We start from the raw sequence: 21,102 nt of genomic DNA, 5'->3' as shown, positions 1-21,102 counted from the left end.
AGATCACTTACGAAACCACCGCAGCAAGCCTTCCGGACCCTGCTGCGACGGCGAACCGAATATCACCGTGCGGTGATTTTGGGAACCGAAACTTCCCGTGATGCTCAAGCGACGTCTGCGGCCGAAGCGGCCCTGAAAACCGACGGCCGGATTCGGTGTTCTCTTCAGAGAAAACCACAGCGCCGCCGCTCGGCTTGGGTCGCTTCGGCCGTCAACAGGGCCAGCAGTTCGCGCGCGGCGGCTTCATGGGCAGAGCCGGCGACGATTCCAGCTGTATAGCGCGTCGCCAGATCGAACCCTTGCGGCAGGGCGCGGACGAGTTCGACTCCCGCTGTCGCCTTGATCTCGGTGACCTGGGTGCAGCCGATCGGCCGGGCTTCGGGAGCTTTGGCCAAGGCCGCCATGGCGGTGGCGCCGTTCGGGAAGGTCTTCAGCCGCGATTCGACCGTTGCAGCGATGCCGAGTTTTTCGAGCACGCCGGCGAAATGGATTCCCGCCGTGGCGAGCCGGGGGTCGGGAAAATAGATCGCGTCGGCGGCCAGCAGCGCGGTGCGAAGCTCGTCTGCGTTGCCGACCGCGGGGACAGGATCGCCGGTACGGATCGCAACGGCGGTCTCGACGAGGCCGAGGTCAGCCACCGTGCTGGCGATGACGGTGCCGCTCGCCGCCAGTTCGGCGAGAATCGCGGCGGTCAGGATGACGAGGTCGGTGGGATGTCCGGCGTCGAGCTTGGCGCGCATCGCGCCGACCGCGCCGAAAGTGCCGTCGATGGCGTAGCCTGACGATGCGGAGAAGCTGGGTTCGAGCGCCTTGACCAGGCCCTGGGCGGCGCCGCCGCTAAGAATGCTGATGCTCGTCATAGGTTCACAACTCCATCGCCGCGATGATGCGGTCTCGCGTGATCGGCATCTGCCGGACCCTGACGCCCAGCGCGGCATGAACGGCATTGGCCAGCGCCGCGGCGGTCGGCCCCTGTGCGGCTTCGCCGGCGCCAAGCGGCGGCAGTTCCGGCCGCGAGATGATCTCGACACTGACCGCAGGCACTTCGCTGAAGCGCAGGATCGGATAGCCCTCCCAGGACCCGCTGGTGACCTCAGTGCGGGTGAAGGTGACCTCTTCCTTCAGCGTCCAGCTCACCGCCTGGATCGCGCCGCCCTCGATCTGGTTGATGACGCCGTCGGGATTGATCGCCTCGCCGACATCGACGGCGATCCAGAGCTGCGTCGCGCGTGGCTCGGCCGACAGATCGATCTCGGCCACGATCGCGCAATAGGCGCTGCTGTTCTTGTAGCGCGCGAAGGCGATGCCGCGTCCCCGCTCCTCGGCGACCGAGGCGCGGCCCCAATCCGCCATCGCGGCGGCGCGCTCCAGCACGGCCCGGGCGCGCTCGTCCGAGAGATGGCGCAGACGGAAGGCGAGCGGATCCTCGCCGAGTTCCGCGGCGATCTCGTCCATCATCGATTCGATCGCGAAGACATTGCCGAAGGCGCCGAGCGCGCGCATCGAGGAGGTCCGCAGCGGCATCGTCAGCAAACGGTTCTTGGTGATGCGCCAGGACGGAAAATCATAGAGCGGCACGGCGTTGCGCTGCGCACCGCCGCCGGTCGCTAGCCCCGGATCCTGGGATATGTAGAGCGGGAACGGCTTTTCGAGATCGAAGCTCGCGAGCAAGGCCGGGCTGGCCGCCCTGCCCGGCCTTGCGACATAGCCATTGCTCCAGATCTCGTGGCTCCAGCCGGTGATGGCGCCGTCCTGCGAAAGATCGGCCGCGATCTCGATCGCCATCGCCGCACCGAAGGGCGAGCGCACCAGCTCGTCAGCCCGCGACCAGCGCAGGCGGACCGGATGGCCGGCGACCGCCCGCGCCAGCAACGCCGCATCGAGCACGGCGTCGTCGGCGCCGTTATGTCCGTAGCAGCCGGCGCCTTCGGCATGCGTCACCGTGATCGCGCTCTCAGGCAGGCCGAAAACCAGCGCCAGATCGGCCCGCAGGTTGAACACGCCCTGGCTGTGGCTCAGGACGCGCAGTGTCTTCCCTTGCTGGTCCTCCTGCCAAGTCGCGATGGCGCAGGAGGGCCCGATCGAGGCATGGGCGAGATAGGGCTTGAGATAATGCCGGATCAGCCGCCGCGGCGCCGAGGGGCCGGGTCCCTCGCCGCGCAGATCGACCACCGAGGCCTCGACCGGCTGGCTCTTCAGCCAGGATGGCATGTCCTGCGCATCGGGCAGGTCGAAGCCGCCGGTCCAGCTCGCAGCGGCGGCAAGCCGGCCGAGCGCGGCGTCGGCCTGGGCTTCGGTCCCGCAGACGACACCGAGAAAGCTGCCGTCCCGCACGAGCGTGACGAGCCCCGCGATCTCGGCAAGCTGCGTCTCGTCGAGGGCTGACAACGTCGCGCCGGGGCGCGGCGGGCGCAGCACGCGGCCATGCAGCATGCCCGGCAGGACGATGTCATGGATGAAGGGGCGCGTGCCGAAGACCTTGCCGGGGATATCGATGCGCGGGGCGGAACGGCCCGCAAGTGCGCGCTGGCCCGGCCGCTTCGGGCGCACCGCCGCGTCGGCCTCGCAGGCCAGCGAGACCCGGCCGGCGAGCTCCCAATAGCTCGTGGAGAGGTTGCCGGGCCCGGATATGACGCCGTCCTCGATCGACAGCGCCTCGGTCGCGACGGAAAACTGCCGTGCCGCCTCGGCGAGAAACAAGCCCCTCGCTTGTGCCGCGACCTGCCGGACGGACAGGCCGCAATCGGACACCGAAAGGCTGCCGGATGTGACACCCTCATTGGGGCTGCTCGCCGTCGCCGCAGGCACGAGCCTGACCCGTTCGAGCGCGATGTCCAGTTCGTCGGCGCAGATCTGGGCGAGCGCGGTCAGGATGCCCTGCCCGATCTCGACCTTGCCGGGCGAGAGCGTGACATGGCCCTCGGCGGAGATGGCGAGCCAGCGGTCGAGCCGCGGCGTCGCCCGCAAGCCTGCCGGCAGGGCCGGAGCGGCGGCGGGATTGGTGGCGGCCGGGTTCATGCTGCGCTGGCCCGCATCTCGGCGGCGGCGCGCTGGACGGCGCGGATGACGCGGTTATGCGCACCGCACCGGCAGAGATTGGGGTCGAGCGCCTCGCGGATGGCGGTGTCGCTGGGCTCTGTCGTCTCGGCCAGCAGGGCGGCGGCGCTGATCATGATGCCGGAGATGCAGTAGCCGCATTGCATGGCCTGCTCGGCGATCAGCGCCGCCTGGATCGGATGAGGAGCGTCCGGCGTGCCGAGCCCTTCCACGGTCGTAATCGCCTTGCCGGAGACCGACCAGAGCGGGGTGTCGCAGGAGGCGACCGGCCGGCCATCGACCAGCACGCGGCAGGCGCCGCAGAGCCCCTCGCCGCAGCCGAAGCGCGCGGCCTTGAGCCCGAGTTCGTTGCGGAGCACGTCGAGCAGTATCGCCTGCGGCACCGACGCGATGCTGTGGGATCGACCGTTGACGGTCAGGCTCGTGCCGCCGCTCATCGCGTCAGTTGACCTTGATATTGGCCGTTTCGATGATCCTGGCCCATTTCGCCACGTCGGCCTTGATGAAGTCGCCGAACTGCGCCGGGCTCATATCCATGCCCACCACGCCCTGCTTGGCCGATTCCGCCTTGACCTCGGGACGGGCCTGCATCTTGCGCATCTCGGCATTGAGCAGGTCGATGACTGGCTGCGGCGTGCCGGCAGGGGCCATGAAGCCGAGCCAGATCGTCGCCTCGTAGTCCTTCAACCCGGTCTCGGCGACCGTCGGGACATCGGGCAGCAGCGCCGAGCGGCTGGCCCCGGTCGTGGCGAGCGCGCGCACCTGGCCGGCAGCGATGCTGGGCGCCATGGTGGTGACGGAATCGATCATCATCTGGACATGGCCGCCGATGACGTTGGTGCGGGCCTCGCCGCTGCCGCGATGGGGCACATGCACGATGTCGGTGCCGCTCAGCGCCTTGAAGCTCTCGCCGGCGAGATGATAGGGCGTGCCGACCCCCGACGAGGCATAATTGAGCTGCTTCGGCTTGGCCTTCGCCAGCGCGATGAACTCCTGCAGCGTCTTGGCCTCGACCGCCGGGTTGACCACGATGACGAGGTCGGCGGCGTTGATCGGCGCGATCGGCACGAGGTCGCGCGTCAGGTTGTAGGCCTTGTTCGGGATCAGCGTCTCGTTGGCCGTGTGCGTGTTCGACATCATCAGCAGCGTGTAGCCATCAGGCGCCGCACGCGCGGCCTCCGTGGTGCCGATCACGGCGCCGGCGCCGGGCTTGTTCTCGATGGTGAAGGGCTGCTTCAGCGCCTCCTGGAGGTACTGGCCGACGGCGCGGGCATAGATATCGGCCGGGCCGCCGGCGCCGAAGGGCACGATCACCCGGACGCCATGGCTGGGATAGGACTGGGCCGCGGCCGGGGCGACGAGCGCCGCTGATGCCGCAAGCGCCAGACACAGCACCTTGATCGAACGCATCGTTTCCTCCTCGTAATGGACTGCTTTTGCAGAGTTCTTTTGATTTGGAGTGTCAGCCGACCGGGTTTTCGAGCACGCCGATTCCGCCGACCTCGATGCGCACGACATCGCCCTTGTTGAGGAATTTCGGCGGCTTGAAGCCAAGGCCGACTCCGACCGGCGTGCCGGTCGCGATCAGGTCGCCCGGCTCGAGCGTGATATAGGCCGAGATCGTGCTGATCAGGGTCGGGATGTCGAAGATCAGATCGGCGAGCGTCACGTCCTGGCGCAGTTCGCCATTGACCCAGGTGCGCAGATGCAGCGTGCGCGGATCGGGCGCCTCGTCGGCCGTCAGCACGGCCGGGCCCATCGGGCAGAAGCCGTCGATGCCCTTGCCGATCACCCATTGCCGGTGCTTGTGCTGGAGCTGGCGCGAGGTCACGTCGTTGATGATGGTGTAGCCGAAGACATGCGCCAGCGCGTCGTTCTTCGAGATGCCGCGCCCGCCCTTGCCGATCACCACCGTCAGCTCGCCCTCGTAATCGACGGACTGGGTCGGATCGAGATAGCCGGGAATGGTTTCGCCGGGACCGATGACGGCCGAAGGCGGCTTGGTGAAGATCACTGGCGCCTCGGGAACGATCTCCTTGGCGCTGCCGTCGAAGCCGCTATTGGCGAATTCCTTGGCGTGCTCGTGATAGTTCTTGCCGACGCAGAAGACGTTGCGTGCCGGGCGCGGAAACGGCGCATGCAGGGTGACGCCGGCAAGCGGCGACTTCGGCGCCGCTTGGGCCAGATTGGTCAACCGATCGACAGCGCCCTCGCCCAGCGCGCAGCACTCGGCCATGGTCGACGGAGCGCCCTCGACACCAGACAGATCAGCGATCATATCGCCCAGAATGACGCCAAGGCGCTTGGTTCCGGCGGACTTGTCGGTGCCTTGGCTGAAGATGGCGAGTTTCATGTCTGGGTCCCGAAAGAAAGCGGCTGAACGGCGCAATTCGCAAGGACTAGATCACGGCGCTCAAAGCTGTCAACCAATCTGCTCGTTTCAGGTCATTTTTCGGATATTGGTCAACCAATATCGATTCCCGCCTCTGCTCACCGTCCGAGCAGATTGCTCCGAACCCGCTCGAGATGCCCCAGCAGCGCCTTTTCAGCCGCGATGGCGTCGCGCGCCTGCAGCGCGGCCACGATCGCATGATGCTCGCGGCGATAATGCTCGCGCCGCTCGGCGCTCAGGCTGCGACGCTTCAGCTCGCCCCAGGCGGTCAGGTCGCGGGCCCGAGTGATCATCGCGTAGAGCTCGATGACGAGCCGGTTATGCGTCGATTTGGCGATGGCCTGGTGCAGGGCTGCGTCCCAGTGCTCGAACGCCTCGAAGCCGTCGGCGGCATCGCCCTGGCGGATACATTCGTCGAACAGCGCGAAATCGGCATGGTCGGCATTGATCGCGGCAAGCTGGGCGAGCTGCGGCTCGACCAGAAGCCGCGCCTCCATGATCTCGGCCGGGCTAGCGGCCTGCGGCACCGGCTCGGGTTGGACCGGCATGGCCTCCGGCTCGCGGACATAGGTGCCGCTGCCGATGATGCGGGTGACGGTGCCGCCACTTTCGAGGACGGCGAGCGCATCGCGGACCGCCGAGCGTGGCACGCCGAGCTGTTCCGACAGCGCCCGCTCGGTCGGCAGCTTGCCGTTGGCACGATAGGCGCCCGACCGGATTCCATCGGTGATGAAGTCGCGCACCCGCAGGTCATGTCGTGTCGTCGTGCTCATGATGCGCGTCTTGATGGCTCGATGATGTTGCTGTTCTTGCGATTGGTGTACCAATTTGGTGACCAATGCAACGCGCTATCCGCTGCCGCAGATGAAGCGGGTCGCGATTTGAGCGACACTCCCAAGCGTGGAAGGCGGTCTCAGCGCTTGAACAGCGTGTGCTCGACCCTGTCGCCCGGCTTGATGCCGAGCGTCTTGCTGACGCCGCCATTGATCTCCAGCACGGACAGCACCGGCTCGCCGGAGGGAATCGTGCGCTGCGACAGCGGCTCGGTGTTCTCGGCAATGCGCGCGATCGTGCCGTCGGCCCGGATGAACAGCATGTCGAGCGGGATGAAGGTGTTCTCCATCCACATCGCCACCGGCTCGACGCGGGCGAAATCGAACAGCATGCCGCGATCGGCCGGCATGTAGCGGCGATGCATCAGGCCCTTCGCCCGCTGCTCGCCGGTCCGCATCACCTCGACCTGGAAGGCGTGGCGCTTCTCGCCGCTGACGATCAAGAGCGTTTCCAGCGAGGCCGCCTGCCCCGCTGGCGCGGCCTGGGCCAGCCGAAGCGGCTGCGAGACCGCGGGCAACGGCGCCACGACGACCGCTGCGAGCGCGATGCCGGCTGCCGCGACGCAGGCGACGAGAGAACAGGTGTTGGCCTGCATCGGTTTCAGCTCCACGGCGTTGCCTCCTTCGAACCTATGATGGCGGGCATGGCTAATCTGCGGCAGATACCAGCCAGGGCGGCGTATCGGTCAAGCTTTTCATCATCATGACCCGCGCTGCCGTCTTTCCTTCACGGCCGGCTTGCGGCAGGGTCGCCGCCACAGAACAGGAGACCGTCATGACCGCTCCGCGCCCCTACCGCCTGCCCCGCAGCGTAAGTGCCGCCTTTGTCCTCGCCGTCCTCGTGCTGGGCAGGCCCGCCTCTGCGGCCGACTTCCAGCTCGACAATGTCCGGCTCGATTTCGGCGTGATGGTGATCACGGCGCCCAAGCTCCTGGTCAAGGGCTCGACGCTAGAGCGCGAGGCCTTCGCCTCGCTGCTCAACAGCAAGACGGGCGAGAGCGCGGTCGCCCGCATCGACCGGCTGAATGCGACGGAGGTCACCGCCCCCGAACTCGTCTTCGAGCACAGCCAGGGCAAGCAGAAGCAGGTCACGATCTATCGCGACGTCCGCTTCGCGGAGCTTCGCGACGGCAAGGTCGCGCGCGGCGAATCGAGCGGCGGCACGCTATCCGGCGAAAGCCCTGCCGCCGGCAAGATGACGGGCACGCTGAAGCGGCTCGGATTCGAGGGCTTCGACCTGCGCCAGACCGCGCGCGTCATGACCGAACGCGCCCAGCCGGGCACGAACGAGCCGACCCGGCCGCTGTTCCGGCGCTTCGAGCAGGACGGTTACACGGTCGATATGGGGCCGGCGGGCAAGATCAGCCTGGGCAAGATGATCGGGCGCGATTTCGCCGCCCGCGTCGGCGAGGAGCCGCTGGGCGAGATCTTCAACCGCGTTATGGCGATGTCCGAGGAGGTCAACGCCCAAGGCGACAAGGCCGACCCGACCAGGAGCGAGAGCGAGAAGCGTCTGGGCCAGTCGCTGCTCGCGCTCTACGACCGGATCGAATATGGCAGCGGCGAAATCCGCGACATGACGATGAACGTCGTCAATCCGAAGCCTGCAGGCAAGCCCGCGGCCAAGGCCGATGCCGTCGAGGTCAAGATCGCGCGCATCGCCTATGGCGAGGATACGCCGGCGAAATCCGGCTTCGCCATCGAGGGCCTGCAATTCTCAGGCAGCGGTGCCAAGGGGCTGATCGATTCGATCAGCTATTCGGGCTTCGCCTTCGGTCCGGTGATCAAGGCGCTGCAGGAGGACTTGGCCAAGCCGGCCGGCGACGCCGACACGATCGACTGGCGCCGCTACATCCCCACCATCGGGACAATCCGGATGGCCGGCTTCTCGGTCGATGCGCCCCCGATGATTCCAGGCAAGGAGCCGATCAAGATCGCGCTGGGCACCTTCGAATTGAAGGCGGGCGAGCAGCTGAACGGTATCCCGACCAGCCTTGCCCTGACCATCGACAAGCTCGTCACGCCGATTACCGAAGGAACCGGCAACCCGGCCGCCCGCGACATGATCGCGATGGGCATCCGCTCGCTCGATCTCTCGGCGAAGCTCGATCTCGCCTGGGAGGCGGCGCGCAACGAACTCGCCATCCGCCAACTCTCCTTCGGCAGCGCCGGCCTCGTTCGGTTCGAGGCCTCGGCCACGCTCGGCAACGTCACCAAGGACCTGTTCGCCAGCGACATCGCGCTCGCGCAGGTGGCGGCGTTGGGGGCAACCGCGCGCGGCCTGAACGCCAAGCTGGAGAATTTCGGCCTGTTCGAGAAGCTGATCGCCAACGAGGCCCGCAAGGCCAACCGCAAGCCCGAGGAGATGCGCCAGCAATTCGCGATGATCGCGAGCCTCGGCCTCGCCTCGATCCTCGGCCCCTCCGACGCCGCCAAGACGCTGACGGCGGCGGTGGCGCGCTTTGCCGCCAAGCCCGGCACGCTGACCGTCGAGGCCAGCGCGAAATCGGCAAGCGGGCTCGGCCTCGCCGACGTCATCGCCATCACCGACCCGACCGAGATCCTCGACAAGATCGATCTCAAGGCCAATGCTCAGTGAGCGGACCGACTGATCCGGCGGGCGCTCTCCCGCCGGAGGACGCGAACTGGCGGCCGGGGCCGCTGGTCACCTGGTGGGCGGGGCTGGCGCCGGTGGCGAACGGCCTGCTGCGGAAGCGCTTCAACCCCTTCAACCAGACGCGGTTGCATCTGGCGAAGCTGATCGCAAGGCGGCCGCAGCAGATCGCGGTGGGCGCCTTTACCTATGGCCGGCCGAAGATACGCTTCCCCGAAAGCGGCGCGAAGCTGACGATCGGCCGCTATGGCTCGATCGCTGACGGCGTCGAGATCCTGCTCGGCGGCAACCATCGCACCGACTGGGCGACGACCTATCCCTTCCCCGCGCTGGGCGATCTCTGGCCTGCGGCTGCCGGCATCGATGGCAGCCACTCGACACGCGGCGATGTCGCGATCGGCCATGATGTCTGGCTCGGCTCGCAATGCATGGTGCTGTCGGGCGTCACGATCGGCACCGGCGCCGTGGTCGCGGCGCGTGCGATCGTGACGCGGGACGTGCCGCCCTACGCCATCGTCGCCGGCAATCCGGCAAAGGTGCTGCGGCTGCGGTTCGACGAGGACAGGATCGCGGCGCTGCTCGCCACGCGCTGGTGGGAGCTTCCGGCCGAGACGGTGACGACGCTGCTGCCGCTGCTGATGTCCGAGCGGGTCGACGAGTTGGTCGCCGCTGTCAGGACCCGCGCAGCAGCCGGCGCTTGAGCGCGAGCGCCGGTTTCTCGACGAGGTACCAGGACAGCGTCGCCACGATCAGCGTCACCAGCAGCGCCGGCCAGAACAACGCGAAGGCGCCCATCGCGGGGACGAGCGCATGGGCCGCCTGCTGCACCGGCCAGCCATAGAGATAGACGCCATAGGAGAGATCGGCCGGCGGCTCGCTGCGCCGACGCGTCAGGGCAGGCGCGAGCGCCAGTACGATCACGCCCCAGGCCGTGACCAGATAGAGCGCGGCCTTGTAGAGCGGCGTCGGCGAGAGTAGCGCGACCACGACGAGCGCAACTGCGAGGGCGGGCAGCGAGAGCTTCACACGGTCGCGCAACAGGTAGATCAGCCCGCCCGCCAGGAAGATCAGCGGCAGGCGCAGCGCGGTCTCGATGCCCTTGGAGCCGTCGGGCGTCACGAACTCGCGCAGGATCGTGGCCAGAAGCAGAATCCCGCCAATTGTCAGGGCCAGACGCGGCCGCCCGAGCAGGCCGGCCAGTCCCGCAGCCAGCACGCCGAGATAGCACAGCGTCTCGTATTTCAGCGTCCAGACCGTACCCATTGGCGAGCGCAGCGGATTGTCCTCGAAGACGCCGGGCAGGAAGGTCGCGCTCTTGAAGGTGGTGAGCGTGCTGGTGACGAAGCGCCAAAGCTGCGGGTCGGCGAGATAGGCGCGCAGATCAAGCCGCGTCATCGCCGAGCCGAGCAGGAGCGCGACGACGAGCGCCGCCGCGATCAGCCCAGGCGCGATCCGCAAGGTGCGGGCGAGCACATAGTCGCGCCAGCCGCGCCGGTCATAGCTCATCGTCACGAGGAAGCCGGAGATCGCGAAGAAGCCGTTGACGGCATGCTCGCCCAGCGTGAAGCCGGTGCTCTGGAACCAGGGCTCGTCCTCGACGCGGCCTGTCGTGACGCTGAAGGCGTGCGAGACCACGACGGCCAGCGCCAGAGCCAAGCGCAGCAGGCCGAAATTGTTGTGGCGGCCGGCCATGGCGGCCGCGACGCTGATCGCGCGCAGGCCACTCACGGAGATGGCTCCAGCCCTTCGCGAGCGAGCGCGTTCCGCCCTTGGCGCCAAGCCAGCGCGCCGGCAGCGGAACCGGCATGGGCGAACATCTTTTCGCGCTTGAGCAGCAGCCCGTAACCGGCTGCCTTGGCAAGGTTTTCAAGGATCTTAAGGAAAGCCGGACGCGGCAGGCCGTATTTGCCGGCGACATAGCCTTCCGACCAGGCGAGGTGCCAGCGCGCCTTGAAGCGTCGCCCCGGCGCGGGCGCGGTCGAGCGGCCGCGGCCGTGCCCGGCTTCCGCCTCATGCACATGGACGAGCGCATGGCCGGCATCGCGCATGCGCCGGCAGAGGTCGTCATCCTCGTAGAACAGGAAGATCGCGGGATCGAAACCGCCGAGCGACGAAAACAGCTCGCGGCGGATCAGCAGGCAGGCGCCCGACAGGAACGGCAGGCAGGCATCGCCCTCGGGGATCGGCATCGCCCCGGAGCGGTTGAGATGCTCAGGCGAGAGCAGCGAGCGCGGCTGCAGGAAGACGCGCCCCGAGGGTTCGACGATGCGGGGCGCCAGCATGCCGGCATCGGGATAAAGCTCGGCTGCGGCCAGCAGCGCGGCAATGGCGCCCGGCCTGATCTCGACATCCGGGTTGACGATCAGGACGTAGGGCGTGGCGGCGGCGGCGGCGCCCTGGTTGTTGGCGCGGCCATAGCCTTCGTTGCGCGTATTGACGATGACGCTGGCGCCATGGGTCCGGGCCGTCTCGCCGCTGCCGTCACCGCTGGCATTGTCGACGACGATGGCGGGCACGCCCTCGGCTGCCAGCGCCGCAAGGCAGGCCGGCAGGACCTCGGCGCTGTCATAGGCGACGACGATGGCGGTGATGGAGCTTTCGGCGGGCATCGGCGCCTTGTGGCCGCGATGATGCCCGCGAGGCAAGCGAAATTCAGCGCCGCGCCAGCGCGGCCAGGTCCCGCTGGACGCTTGCGCGCTCATGGGCATCGCAGGAGCGCGGCGCCTTGTAAGATTTCACGGCGAAGCTGGCATTGGCCGCCATGAAGCGCTGGCGCTCGTCGCGCGGCAGCCCGGCGATCACCCGTCCGCGATCGACCCTCACGCCGCAATCATAGGCGCGCGAGACCTGGGCCGCCGAGAATTCCGGCGTGCCCGGCATGGGGCCGGCCGTCGTGCAGGCGGCAAGGCCTAGCAGGAGCGGCATGGCGAGGTAGCGTTTCGGGACAGGCATCGGAAGAGCAGCCGCTTGACGATCAGAACGCGCCGAAGTCGCCGGCGCGCACCCGCGTCATCTTCTCCTTGACGGCGGCGCGCTCCTCGGGCTCGCAGCCTTTCGGCGCGATGCCCTGATTGATCGTCTCGGCCTCGGAGACCGTGACATAGGTCGAGCGTGCGCTGGCGAGCTGCTCCGGGGTCGCGCCCTGCGCCTTCTCGAATGCAATGAAGCGTTCCAGCGTGCTGGCGCGCGGGGCTCCGGCGCGGCAGGCGACCGAGCGCGAGACCAGGCTGGCAAGCTCGGAGGCACGGCTGGCGCTCGGATTGGCCGGGCCGGAGACGCAGGCGCCCAGCGGCAGCGCGACAAGGCAGGCGAGCGCGAACGGCCGCGCGACGGACAGGGCGGTCATCGTGGGATCAGCCGTTCTTCTCGGGGGCGTTGATGCGCAGATGCGCTTCGCGGAGCTGCTTCGGCGAGGCTTCGGCCGGTGCGCCCATCAGGAGATCGACCGCCTGCTGGTTCATCGGGAAGAGCGCGACCTCGCGCAGGTTCGTCGCCCCGGCGAGCAGCATGACAATGCGATCGACACCCGCCGCCATGCCGCCATGGGGCGGCGCGCCGTACTGGAAGGCGCGATACATGCCGCCGAAGCGCTCGATCACCGTCTCCTCGCCATAGCCGGCGATCTCGAAGGCCTTCACCATCGCTTCGGGCTTGTGGTTGCGGATGCCGCCCGAGGCGAGCTCGAAGCCGTTGCAGGCGATGTCGTACTGGAACGCCTTGAGCGAGAGCGGGTCTTCCTCGGTCAGCGCCTTCAGGCCGCCCTGCGGCATCGAGAAGGGGTTGTGCGAGAAATCGACCTTCTTCTCGTCCTCATTGTACTCGAACATCGGGAAATCGACGATCCAGGCGAACGCGAAGGCGTTCTCGTCGATCAGGCCGAGCTCGGAGCCGACCTTGTTACGGGCCGCGCCGGCAAACTTGTAGAACTTGTCCGGGTTGCCGGCGGCGAAGAAGCAGGCATCGCCGGGCTGAAGCCCCATCTGCGCGACGATCGCGGCGACGCGCTCGGGGCCGATGTTGTTGGCAATCGGCCCCTGCCCTTCGCCGTCTTCCTTGATCATCAGGTAGCCGAGCCCCGGCTGGCCCTCGCCCTGTGCCCAGGAGTTCATCCGGTCGCAGAAGGCGCGTGAGCCGGCCTTCGGACCAGGGATCGCCCAGACGCGGTTCTTCTCATCTTCGAGAATGCGCGAGAACACCTTGAAGCCCGAGCCGCGGAAATGTTCAGAGACGTCCTGCATGATCAGCGGGTTGCGCAAATCCGGCTTGTCGGAGCCGTATTTCGCGATCGCCTCCGCATAGGGGATGCGCGGCCAGGTTTTGGTGACCGACTTGCCGTTGCCGAACTCCTCGAAGATGCCACCGATCACCGGCTCCATCGTCGCGAAGACGTCCTCCTGCTCGACGAAGCTCATCTCGACGTCGAGCTGATAGAACTCGCCCGGCAAGCGATCGGCGCGCGGGTCCTCGTCGCGGAAACAGGGCGCGATCTGGAAATAGCGGTCGAAGCCCGCCATCATCAGGAGCTGCTTGTACTGCTGCGGCGCCTGCGGCAGCGCGTAGAACTTCCCTGGATGCAGCCGGCTCGGCACGAGGAAATCGCGCGCGCCCTCCGGCGAGGAGGCCGTCAGGATCGGGGTCTGGAACTCGTTGAAGCCGGAATTCTTCATGCGGGTGCGCAAGGAGTCGATGACCTTCGCCCGCAGCATGATGTTGTTGTGCAGCTTCTCGCGGCGCAGATCGAGGAAGCGGTATTTCAGCCTGGTATCCTCGGGATATTCGAGATCGCCGAAGACCGGCAGCGGCAGTTCGCCCGAGGCGCCGAGCACCTCGATGCCGGTCGCGAAGACCTCGACGGCGCCGGTCGGCAGGTTGGCGTTCTCGGTGCCGGCGAAGCGCTGCTTGACCTTGCCCTCGATGCGCACGACCCATTCGGAGCGCAGCACCTCGGCCTCGGCGAAGGCCGGCGAATCCGGATCGATCACGACCTGGGTCATGCCGTAATGGTCGCGCAAATCGATGAACAGCACGCCGCCATGGTCGCGGATGCGGTGGCACCAGCCGGAGAGGCGGACCTGGCTGCCGATGTCGCTCTCGCGAAGGGCGCCGCAGGTGTGGGAACGATAGCGATGCAGGGTCACGGAACTGATCTCTTCAGAAGGGCGCGGGTCTGCACCCGCACAAAGGGCGCGCTCAAGACGGGCCGATGCTCAGCGCGTAAGCACACGCAGGGGCGCGGCTTGTCAAGGATTCAGGCATGAATATGCGGCCTGCGGACTCGACGGGCCGCCCCCTGCTCCGGTAAGCCCGAAGCATGAACCTGATCAGCACCACCGCCGACCTCGCCGATGCCTGCGCAAGGCTCAGCCAGCACCCCTTCGTCACGGTCGATACCGAGTTCCTGCGGGAGACGACCTACTACCCCAAGCTCTGCCTGATCCAGCTTGCTTCGCCCGACGAGGCCGTGCTGGTCGATCCGCTGGCGCCCGATCTCGATCTCGCGCCGTTTTTCGCCCTGATGGTCGATGAGGCGGTGGTCAAGGTCTTCCATGCCGCGCGGCAGGATCTGGAAATCGTCTGGATGCTCGGCCGGGTGCTGCCGACGCCGCTGTTCGACACGCAGGTCGCCGCCATGGTCTGCGGCTATGGCGACTCGGTCGGCTACGAGCAGCTCGCCAACGACCTCGCCAAGGCCCGCATCGACAAGTCCTCGCGTTTCACCGACTGGTCGCGCCGTCCCCTCAACGAGGCGCAGCTCGTCTATGCCGAGGCCGACGTCACCCATCTCCGCGATATCTACCTAGCGCTGAAGGCCGATCTCGAATCGACCGGCCGCGCGGGCTGGGTCGCCGAGGAGATGGCGGTGCTGAACTCGCCGGGCACCTATGAGGTCAAGCCCGAGAATGCCTGGCAGCGGCTCAAGGGCCGCATCCGCAAGCCGAAGGAGCTCGCCGTCCTGATCGAGCTCTGCGCCTGGCGCGAGCGCGAGGCGCAGCATCGCGACGTGCCGCGCCAGCGCGTGCTCAAGGACGACGCGCTGATGGACATCGTCCAGCGCGCGCCGCGTTCGGTCGAGGCGCTGGCGGAACTGCGTTCGGTGCCCAACGGCTTCGAGCGCTCGCGCTCGGGAGGCGAAGTGCTGGGCGCCATCGAGCGCGGCCTGGCGCTCGACCCCAAGGGCCTGCCCCGGCTGGAGCGCGAGCGCGGCCGCGGCGGCAACGGCGCTGTGCTCGACCTGCTCAAGGTGCTGCTCAAGGCCGTGGCCGAGGCCGAGCGCGTCGCGCCCAAGATCATCGCCTCCTCCGACGATCTCGAAGCGATCGCCTCGGACGACCAGGCGGATGTGCCGGCGCTCCAGGGCTGGCGGCGTGAGGTTTTCGGCGACAAGGCGCTGGCGCTCAAGAGCGGTGCGCTGGGCCTGCGTGTCGAACGCGGTCGCGTCGTCGTCGGCTGAGCGCAGGCTGGGTCGGTAACGGTCCTACCCCAGCAATTCCTCCGTATCCTCGCCGCTGGCCGCGACGCGTCGCAAGCCGGGCAGCCGGTCGCGGAACACCGGAGCCAAGGGCAGCGGCGTCGAGACGAGGCGGCGGCCGCCGGGCTCCTCGGCCTGCGCGTCGAACAGGCCGCGCGCGGTCAGATGCGGATCGGCCAGCGCCTCGTCGAGCGTCCGCACCACGGTGCAGCAGCAATCGCGCGGTTCGAGCTGTTCGCGCCAATGCGCGGCCGGCTGGCCTGCGATGATCGCGGCGACGGCGGCGCGGGTCGCTTGCGGATCGGGGCGATCGTCGCGCAGGACAGGCTCCAGCGCGATCGTCTCGCAGAATATCTCCCAGAACTTGGGTTCGAGCGCGCCGACGGCGAGGAACCAGCCATCGGCCGTGGCGTAGAGGCCATAACGCGGGCTCGCCCCGGTCAGCAGCCCCTCCCCGCCTTGCGGATAGGTGCCCGACGCCTGGCCCTGCGCCAGCCCGTACCAGGCGAAGGTCGGCATCGCATCGAGCATGGCGATGTCGAGATGGCAGCCTTCGCCGCTGCGCTCGCGCTGGCGCAGCGCCAGCAGGATGTTGAGCAGGGCCGGCATGGTGCCACCGGCGATGTCGGCGGCAAGCGGTGGCGGCAGCGGCGGCGGATCGCCGCGCTTCAGCGACTGGCCGAGCAGGCCGCCGATGGCCTGATAGTTGATGTCGTGCCCGGCCTCGCCGGCACGCGGTCCGGACTGGCCGTAGCCGCTGATCGAGCAATAGATCAGGCGCGGATTGATGCGGGCGAGCGCCTCAAAGCCGAAGCCGAGCCGTTCCATCACGCCCGGCCTGAACTGCTCGATCAGGATATCGGCGCCCGCGATCAGCGGCGTCAGGCGCGCCAGCGCATGCTCCGCTTTCAGGTCGATCTCGATGCTCGCCTTGCCACGGTTGAGCACGGCGTAAGGAGCAGAGGTTTCGCCGAAGCGCGGCGGGAAGCGGCGCATCTCCTCGCCGCCCGGCCGTTCGATCCGGATCACGCGGGCGCCGGCCTCGGCCAGGAACAGGCTGGCGAGCGGCCCCGGCAGCAGCGTCGAGAAATCGAGGACCGTGAGGTCGTCCAGCGGCAGCATCGGCGTCCCGGCTTGGTGCCGGTGTCGCCGGCTCAGGGGAAGAGGTCGGCCGCCATCCTGCCCGTCTTCACCAGCCACAGGAAGCCCGTCAGCGTGACCATCGAGACGATGGTGCCGACGAGGATGCAGGCCGAGGCCCGTTCGATGCCGACCTTGTACTGGGTCGAGATCACGAAGATGTTCAGCGCGGGCGGCAGCGCCGCCATGATCACGGCGGTGAATATCCAGATGTCCGGAAAATTGCCGATTACTGACAGCAGCACCCAGACCAGCAGCGGGTGCAGCACGAGCTTGATCGCGACCAGCACCGGCACCTCGACCGGCAGCCGCTTCATCGGCCGCAGCGCCACGGTGACGCCGAGCAGGAACAGCGCGCAGGGTGCCGCCGCCTGCGAAAGCCAGAGGGTCATCTTGTCGAGCGCGGTCGGCAGCTCGAAATGGGTCGCGGCCGCGAGTACGCCGAGCAGCGTCGCGATGTTGAAGGGATGCGTCGCGACCTGCCAGACGACACGGCGCGCCGTGTCGAGTGGGCTTTTCTTCTCGACGCCGGCCAGCGCCATCAGGAAGGGGATCAGCGAGAACAGCAGCAGGCTGTCGAAGACGAAGACCAGCACCAGCGGAGCGCTCGCCGCCGGGCCGAGCGCCGCCAGCAATAGCGGCGGCCCCATATAGCCGATATTCGAATAGGAGCCGGCCACGCCCTGCATCACCGCCTGGGGTAAATCGCCGCGCGTCGCCCGCATACCCACTGCCAGCGACAGCGCGAAGGCCAGGAAGGTCGAGAGCGTGGTCGCCAGGATGAAGCGGCCATTGGCGAGCTCGGTCACTGGCTTGTCGGCGATCAGCCGGTAGAACAGCGGCGGCAGCGCGACATATATCAGGAAGAACTGCAGCCAGATCAGCCCCGATTCCGGCAGGTGGCTGCGCCGCCCGATGACGAAGCCGAGCAGGATCAGCCCGAAGAAGGGCGCGACGAGATTGGCGATGTTCGCAAGGTCGGCCATGCGGGCGAAAGGTCCTGCGCGTGCGCCGCCCCTGTCAGGGGCCGGAAACGATAGCGATCAGCGCGGTTTAGCTTGTAGGTGGACATCTACAAGCCGCATTGGCGCCGTGGCCGCAAGCACCCTGCCGATGAGCGAGGACAGGATACCTAGGAAAATAAGCATCTTCGAAAAATCGGCATAATTTCCTAGGCATCCTGTCCTTGGCCCCATTCTGCCTCCGAATGGACGATGGACGCCGTCCGCCCGCTCCGTCACATTCGCCGCGATGCAGCATGGAGCGCCCCATGACGACCAAGACGCCGCGCCAGTTCTTCCGTCCGCTCGCGATCGGCGCGCCGGAGCCCTATCGCGAGCTCCCGCTCAAGCTCGAACGCATGATCCATTTCGTGCCGCCGCATCTGGAGAAGGTGCGCGCCAAGGTTGGCGAGCTCGCCGGCCAGGTCGATATCGTGCTGGGGAATCTCGAGGACGCGATCCCCGTGGAGGCCAAGCAGGCGGCGCGCGACGGCTTCATCGCCATGGGCAAGGCCGTCGATTTCGGCGAGACCGGACTGTGGACGCGGGTGAATGCGCTGAACTCGCCCTGGTTCCTCGACGACATCACCGAAATCATGGCGCAGATCGGCGGCAAGCTCGACGTCGTGATGGTGCCGAAGGTCGAGGGACCCTGGGACATCCATTATGTCGACCAGCTGCTGGCGCAGTTCGAGGCGCGCCACCTCCTCCCGAAACCGATCATGATCCACGCCATCCTGGAGACGGCCGAGGGCGTGAAGAATGTCGAGACGATCGCCACCGCTTCTCCGCGCATGCACGGCATGAGCCTGGGGCCGGCCGACCTTGCGGCCTCCCGCGCGATGAAGACGACGCGAGTCGGCGGCGGGCATCCCGAATACAAGGTGATCGCCGATCCCTCGCCAGATGGAGCTCCGCGCGCGGTCGCCCAGCAGGATCTCTGGCACTACACGCTGGCGAAGATGGTCGATGCCTGCGCGGCGGCGGGCATCAAGCCGTTCTACGGGCCGTTCGGCGATTTCTCGGACACCGAGGCCTGCGAGTCGCAGTTCCGCAATGCCTTCCTGCTCGGCTGCGCCGGGGCCTGGACGCTGCACCCTTCGCAGATCGGCATCGCCAAGCGCGTCTTCAGCCCGGACCCGGCCGAGGTCGCCTTCGCCAAGCGCATCATCGAGGCGATGCCGGACGGCTCCGGCGCCGTGATGATCGACGGCAAGATGCAGGACGACGCCACCTGGAAGCAGGCGAAAGTGATCGTCGATCTGGCCCGGCAGGTCGCCGGGCGCGATCCGGCACTGGCCGCGCATTACGGGATGTGATCGCGCTTCGCGTCTAAATGGTTGATTTTGACGTATTTGCGACGCAATTCTCACGCAAGCGCGAGGCTTCACCCTCGCCTGCCATCTATCGCGACTAGTACAGTACGGACCCACCGCCCATGGAAGCACGTTCCGCCAAGTTCAGGATCGGACAGGTCGTCAAGCATCGGGTCTACCCGTTCCGGGGCGTGATCTTCGATGTCGATCCCGTGTTCTCCAACACGGATGAGTGGTGGCTCGCGATCCCCGAGCATTTGCGCCCGTCGAAAGACCAGCCGTTCTACCATCTCTTCGCCGAGAACGAGGAGACGGAGTATGTCGCCTATGTCTCGGAGCAGAACCTGGTGATCGACGAGACGGGCCGGCCGGTGCGTCATCCGCAAGCCAAGGAATTCTTCCGGCGCGACCGCAAGGGCCGCTACCAGATCGACCGCGCCGGCCTGAACTGAATTACGTGCAAAGGCTTTCTATTTCTGGAAGAATTCCAGCGTAGTAATCTCTAAACCATGGATAAAAATCTGGCTGATCAAGGTCGTTGGGGAATTTGTTTTTGTCTTTTGCGCGGAAATCGACTGGAAGCATTCTATAAATCGCGCTGGAGAAAGCATCACTTATTGCCTTGTCGGTTAAAAAGTGCCGAAATCCATCTTCTTTTAGGAAGAATTTTTTTGCATCTTGAACGAATATTATTCTCGATATAGTATCGATTATTTTGTTTGAATTCGCTTTTGGGGACTTGTGGCCATTCATTATACGAAAAATATAGTCTGACTTTGCTACCCGAGATATAGTTTGACGCCTATTACAATTCGGCCTACAATTTTCTTCTAAACTCCTGTAAAGAGCATCTGAGTTGAATATAGGAAAGTCTTTATTATCTCGACGGTATTCGAGTATAGAATACATATCATATTTCTTTCCATGCAACAATAGCTCGCGAAATAAAGGCCCTACTCCAAAAAACGTCAGATCATTGCAATGATAATGCGTGTCATGAATTTTAGATGCGAGATCAAAATCGTTGAGGGGCCGCTGCGAGAATTTTCCAGACCAGCCGGCTCCAGCAAATAAATGGTCACCAGGAACTGCTCCGCCGTCGGTTTGGTCAGGCGAAATCATAGCAATTTCGAGAGGATTTTTTTGAGAGCCTTTTCTGCACCAATCAAATCTTGCATGGTGCAAACGAGACGCAGTCGCCGAAGCGGCTCCTGCTCTCGAAAAATTCTTATCCCTTGGTGGAACTGCCATTGTCCTGCTCCAAAACAATTTGGATATCATAAGACAAGCGTCACGCGACACAATTGGCCTGCGTGTCATTCACTACAGCCTCGCGCCCTTCCAGCCGAATTTGCCAGTGTCCCAGCCGGCGTAAATCAGGCCCCGGAGCGCTGCCGCAACGACATTTCCCGCTTCGGCATGATCTGAAACAAAAAAGGCCGCCCTTTCGGGCGGCCTGAATTTTGAACCGATGGCCGGATCAGGGCCTGGGCGGCAGGGCCGGCGTACCCGGAGCGGGAGCCGTCGGCGCGCCGGGAATGCTCGGCGTGCCCGGGGCTGCATTGGCTCCACCCGCGCCGAGGCGCTGGCGCAGTTCTTCCTGGCGCTTTGCGAGCTCGTCCTGCAGCTGCTTCTGCTGCTCCTCGAGCACCTTCGGGTCAATCGCGGCGCCGTCGAAGCCCTTGGCGAAGTCGGTCAGCGGAATGGCGAAGGAGACTTCGCGGGCACCCTGGTTCTGGACGCTGACGCTGAGCGTCGTGCCCTTCTTCATCGCGTTGATGAAGTCGTCCTTGACCTGCGCCTCGGCGAAGCAGCCGTTCGGGAAGCAGATCGCGTAACGGCCGGGAGTCGGCTGGGCGGTATCGACGCCGAAGCGGATGCCGGGCTGCAGCAAGAGGCCGAGCGGCATCAGGAAGCGCACGATCTTGTTGGGGTCGCCCTTGACGTCATAGATCGCTACCGCCAGCACCGGCTGACCCTGATCCGAGACAAAATCGCGCGTCGTGTAGCAGATTTCCTTGTTGGCGGCCTGGTCCTTGCCGCAGACCTTGGTCCAGGTCGTCTGCGACGGCTCGGGCTTGACCTGCACGACCGTCGGGCCGGTGCCGGCCTGACCGGCAGGAGGCTGGGCCGGCTGCGCGGGCGCTGGCTGGGCCGGGCGCGGCGTTGCGGGGCGCGGCTGGGCCTGCTGGGCGGAAGCCGCCAGCGGGGCAAGGCCGATCGCCGTGCTGAGAGCGATGCTCAGGGCGCGCGTGGACAGGCGAAACGAAGCGGACATCA

The 21,102-nt window shown here is 66.4% G+C and carries 21 protein-coding genes; 5 read left to right on the top strand and 16 right to left on the bottom strand.

Annotated features, from left to right (window positions below; genetic code table 11):
• Nucleotides 1-164: 164 nt before the first annotated feature.
• The 7 genes from AC1DYU_RS23790 to AC1DYU_RS23760 all read right to left on the bottom strand — a co-directional run bounded on the left by AC1DYU_RS23790 (nt 165) and on the right by AC1DYU_RS23760 (nt 6,878).
• The gene (locus tag AC1DYU_RS23790; protein ID WP_476793792.1) at nt 165-860 is read right to left on the bottom strand and encodes a molybdate ABC transporter substrate-binding protein; all 696 of its coding nucleotides are present in this window, start codon (nt 858-860) and stop codon (nt 165-167) included.
• A gap of 4 nt (nt 861-864) precedes the next feature.
• Nucleotides 865-3,018, bottom strand: coding sequence for a xanthine dehydrogenase family protein molybdopterin-binding subunit (locus AC1DYU_RS23785; protein WP_476793791.1), 2,154 nt, complete (start codon nt 3,016-3,018; stop codon nt 865-867).
• Nucleotides 3,015-3,494, bottom strand: coding sequence for a (2Fe-2S)-binding protein (locus AC1DYU_RS23780; RefSeq protein WP_476793790.1), 480 nt, complete (start codon nt 3,492-3,494; stop codon nt 3,015-3,017). The genes AC1DYU_RS23785 and AC1DYU_RS23780 overlap by 4 nt, the downstream gene beginning before the upstream one ends.
• Nucleotides 3,495-3,498: 4 nt before the next feature.
• Nucleotides 3,499-4,467 carry a tripartite tricarboxylate transporter substrate binding protein gene (locus AC1DYU_RS23775; RefSeq protein WP_158486830.1) on the bottom strand — a complete coding sequence of 323 codons (969 nt, stop codon included), beginning with the start codon at nt 4,465-4,467 and terminating at the stop codon, nt 3,499-3,501.
• 52 nt (nt 4,468-4,519) lie between these two features.
• A complete protein-coding gene (locus tag AC1DYU_RS23770) occupies nt 4,520-5,410 on the bottom strand; it encodes a fumarylacetoacetate hydrolase family protein (RefSeq protein WP_476793789.1) in 891 nt (296 codons plus the stop codon).
• Between the two features lie 137 nt (nt 5,411-5,547).
• Nucleotides 5,548-6,222 carry an FCD domain-containing protein gene (locus AC1DYU_RS23765; RefSeq protein WP_158486828.1) on the bottom strand — a complete coding sequence of 225 codons (675 nt, stop codon included), beginning with the start codon at nt 6,220-6,222 and terminating at the stop codon, nt 5,548-5,550.
• Between the two features lie 140 nt (nt 6,223-6,362).
• Entirely contained in the window at nt 6,363-6,878 is a 516-nt protein-coding gene (locus tag AC1DYU_RS23760) for a DUF192 domain-containing protein (RefSeq protein WP_158486858.1), read from the bottom strand.
• 179 nt (nt 6,879-7,057) lie between these two features.
• On the opposite strand from AC1DYU_RS23760, the gene AC1DYU_RS23755 reads away from it, so the two are divergent.
• Both AC1DYU_RS23755 and AC1DYU_RS23750 read left to right on the top strand, forming a co-directional pair.
• Nucleotides 7,058-8,881, top strand: coding sequence for a hypothetical protein (locus AC1DYU_RS23755; RefSeq protein WP_476793788.1), 1,824 nt, complete (start codon nt 7,058-7,060; stop codon nt 8,879-8,881).
• 104 nt (nt 8,882-8,985) lie between these two features.
• On the top strand, nt 8,986-9,597 hold the full coding sequence (locus tag AC1DYU_RS23750; RefSeq protein ID WP_476793801.1) for a CatB-related O-acetyltransferase: 612 nt from the start codon (nt 8,986-8,988) through the stop codon (nt 9,595-9,597).
• Here the strand turns inward: AC1DYU_RS23750 and AC1DYU_RS23745 are convergent.
• Genes AC1DYU_RS23745 through aspS form a run of 5 tightly spaced genes read right to left on the bottom strand, consistent with a single transcriptional unit; the run spans nt 9,569 to nt 14,028 of the window.
• Nucleotides 9,569-10,624 carry an acyltransferase family protein gene (locus AC1DYU_RS23745; RefSeq protein ID WP_476793787.1) on the bottom strand — a complete coding sequence of 352 codons (1,056 nt, stop codon included), beginning with the start codon at nt 10,622-10,624 and terminating at the stop codon, nt 9,569-9,571. The genes AC1DYU_RS23750 and AC1DYU_RS23745 overlap by 29 nt on opposite strands.
• Nucleotides 10,621-11,505: a glycosyltransferase family 2 protein gene (locus AC1DYU_RS23740; protein WP_476793786.1), complete on the bottom strand. Its 885-nt coding sequence runs from the start codon at nt 11,503-11,505 to the stop codon at nt 10,621-10,623. Before AC1DYU_RS23740 ends, AC1DYU_RS23745 begins: the two co-directional genes overlap by 4 nt.
• 43 nt (nt 11,506-11,548) lie before the next feature.
• Nucleotides 11,549-11,848, bottom strand: coding sequence for a hypothetical protein (locus tag AC1DYU_RS23735; RefSeq protein WP_476793785.1), 300 nt, complete (start codon nt 11,846-11,848; stop codon nt 11,549-11,551).
• A gap of 22 nt (nt 11,849-11,870) precedes the next feature.
• Nucleotides 11,871-12,242: a hypothetical protein gene (locus AC1DYU_RS23730; protein ID WP_476793784.1), complete on the bottom strand. Its 372-nt coding sequence runs from the start codon at nt 12,240-12,242 to the stop codon at nt 11,871-11,873.
• 7 nt (nt 12,243-12,249) lie between these two features.
• Nucleotides 12,250-14,028, bottom strand: a complete 1,779-nt coding sequence (gene aspS, locus AC1DYU_RS23725) for an aspartate--tRNA ligase (RefSeq protein ID WP_476793800.1) — start codon at nt 14,026-14,028, stop codon at nt 12,250-12,252.
• Nucleotides 14,029-14,207: 179 nt separating this feature from the next.
• Between aspS and rnd the strand changes: the two genes are divergently transcribed.
• A complete protein-coding gene (gene rnd, locus AC1DYU_RS23720) occupies nt 14,208-15,347 on the top strand; it encodes a ribonuclease D (RefSeq protein WP_476793783.1) in 1,140 nt (379 codons plus the stop codon).
• 24 nt (nt 15,348-15,371) lie between these two features.
• On the opposite strand, the gene AC1DYU_RS23715 is transcribed toward rnd, so the two are convergent.
• Both AC1DYU_RS23715 and AC1DYU_RS23710 read right to left on the bottom strand, forming a co-directional pair.
• Nucleotides 15,372-16,487 carry a CaiB/BaiF CoA transferase family protein gene (locus AC1DYU_RS23715; RefSeq protein WP_476793782.1) on the bottom strand — a complete coding sequence of 372 codons (1,116 nt, stop codon included), beginning with the start codon at nt 16,485-16,487 and terminating at the stop codon, nt 15,372-15,374.
• Nucleotides 16,488-16,519: 32 nt separating this feature from the next.
• Entirely contained in the window at nt 16,520-17,491 is a 972-nt protein-coding gene (locus tag AC1DYU_RS23710) for an AEC family transporter (protein WP_476793781.1), read from the bottom strand.
• 284 nt (nt 17,492-17,775) lie between these two features.
• Between AC1DYU_RS23710 and AC1DYU_RS23705 the strand changes: the two genes are divergently transcribed.
• Nucleotides 17,776-18,825 (top strand): HpcH/HpaI aldolase/citrate lyase family protein, encoded by a 1,050-nt coding sequence (locus tag AC1DYU_RS23705; RefSeq protein WP_476793780.1) that lies wholly within the window; start codon nt 17,776-17,778, stop codon nt 18,823-18,825.
• Nucleotides 18,826-18,944: 119 nt separating this feature from the next.
• Nucleotides 18,945-19,274: a heat shock protein HspQ gene (gene hspQ, locus AC1DYU_RS23700; protein WP_054210639.1), complete on the top strand. Its 330-nt coding sequence runs from the start codon at nt 18,945-18,947 to the stop codon at nt 19,272-19,274.
• A 1-nt stretch (nt 19,275) separates the two neighbouring features.
• Here the strand turns inward: hspQ and AC1DYU_RS23695 are convergent, their stop codons facing one another.
• Both AC1DYU_RS23695 and AC1DYU_RS23690 read right to left on the bottom strand, forming a co-directional pair.
• Nucleotides 19,276-20,073, bottom strand: a complete 798-nt coding sequence (locus AC1DYU_RS23695; RefSeq protein WP_476793779.1) for a hypothetical protein — start codon at nt 20,071-20,073, stop codon at nt 19,276-19,278.
• A gap of 229 nt (nt 20,074-20,302) precedes the next feature.
• Entirely contained in the window at nt 20,303-21,100 is a 798-nt protein-coding gene (locus AC1DYU_RS23690) for an invasion associated locus B family protein (protein ID WP_158486817.1), read from the bottom strand.
• Between the last annotated feature and the right edge of the window lie 2 nt (nt 21,101-21,102).

This window comes from Allobosea sp. P2_B12 (genome assembly GCF_056404835.1).
This window is presented reverse-complemented; position numbering and strand designations above follow the sequence as displayed.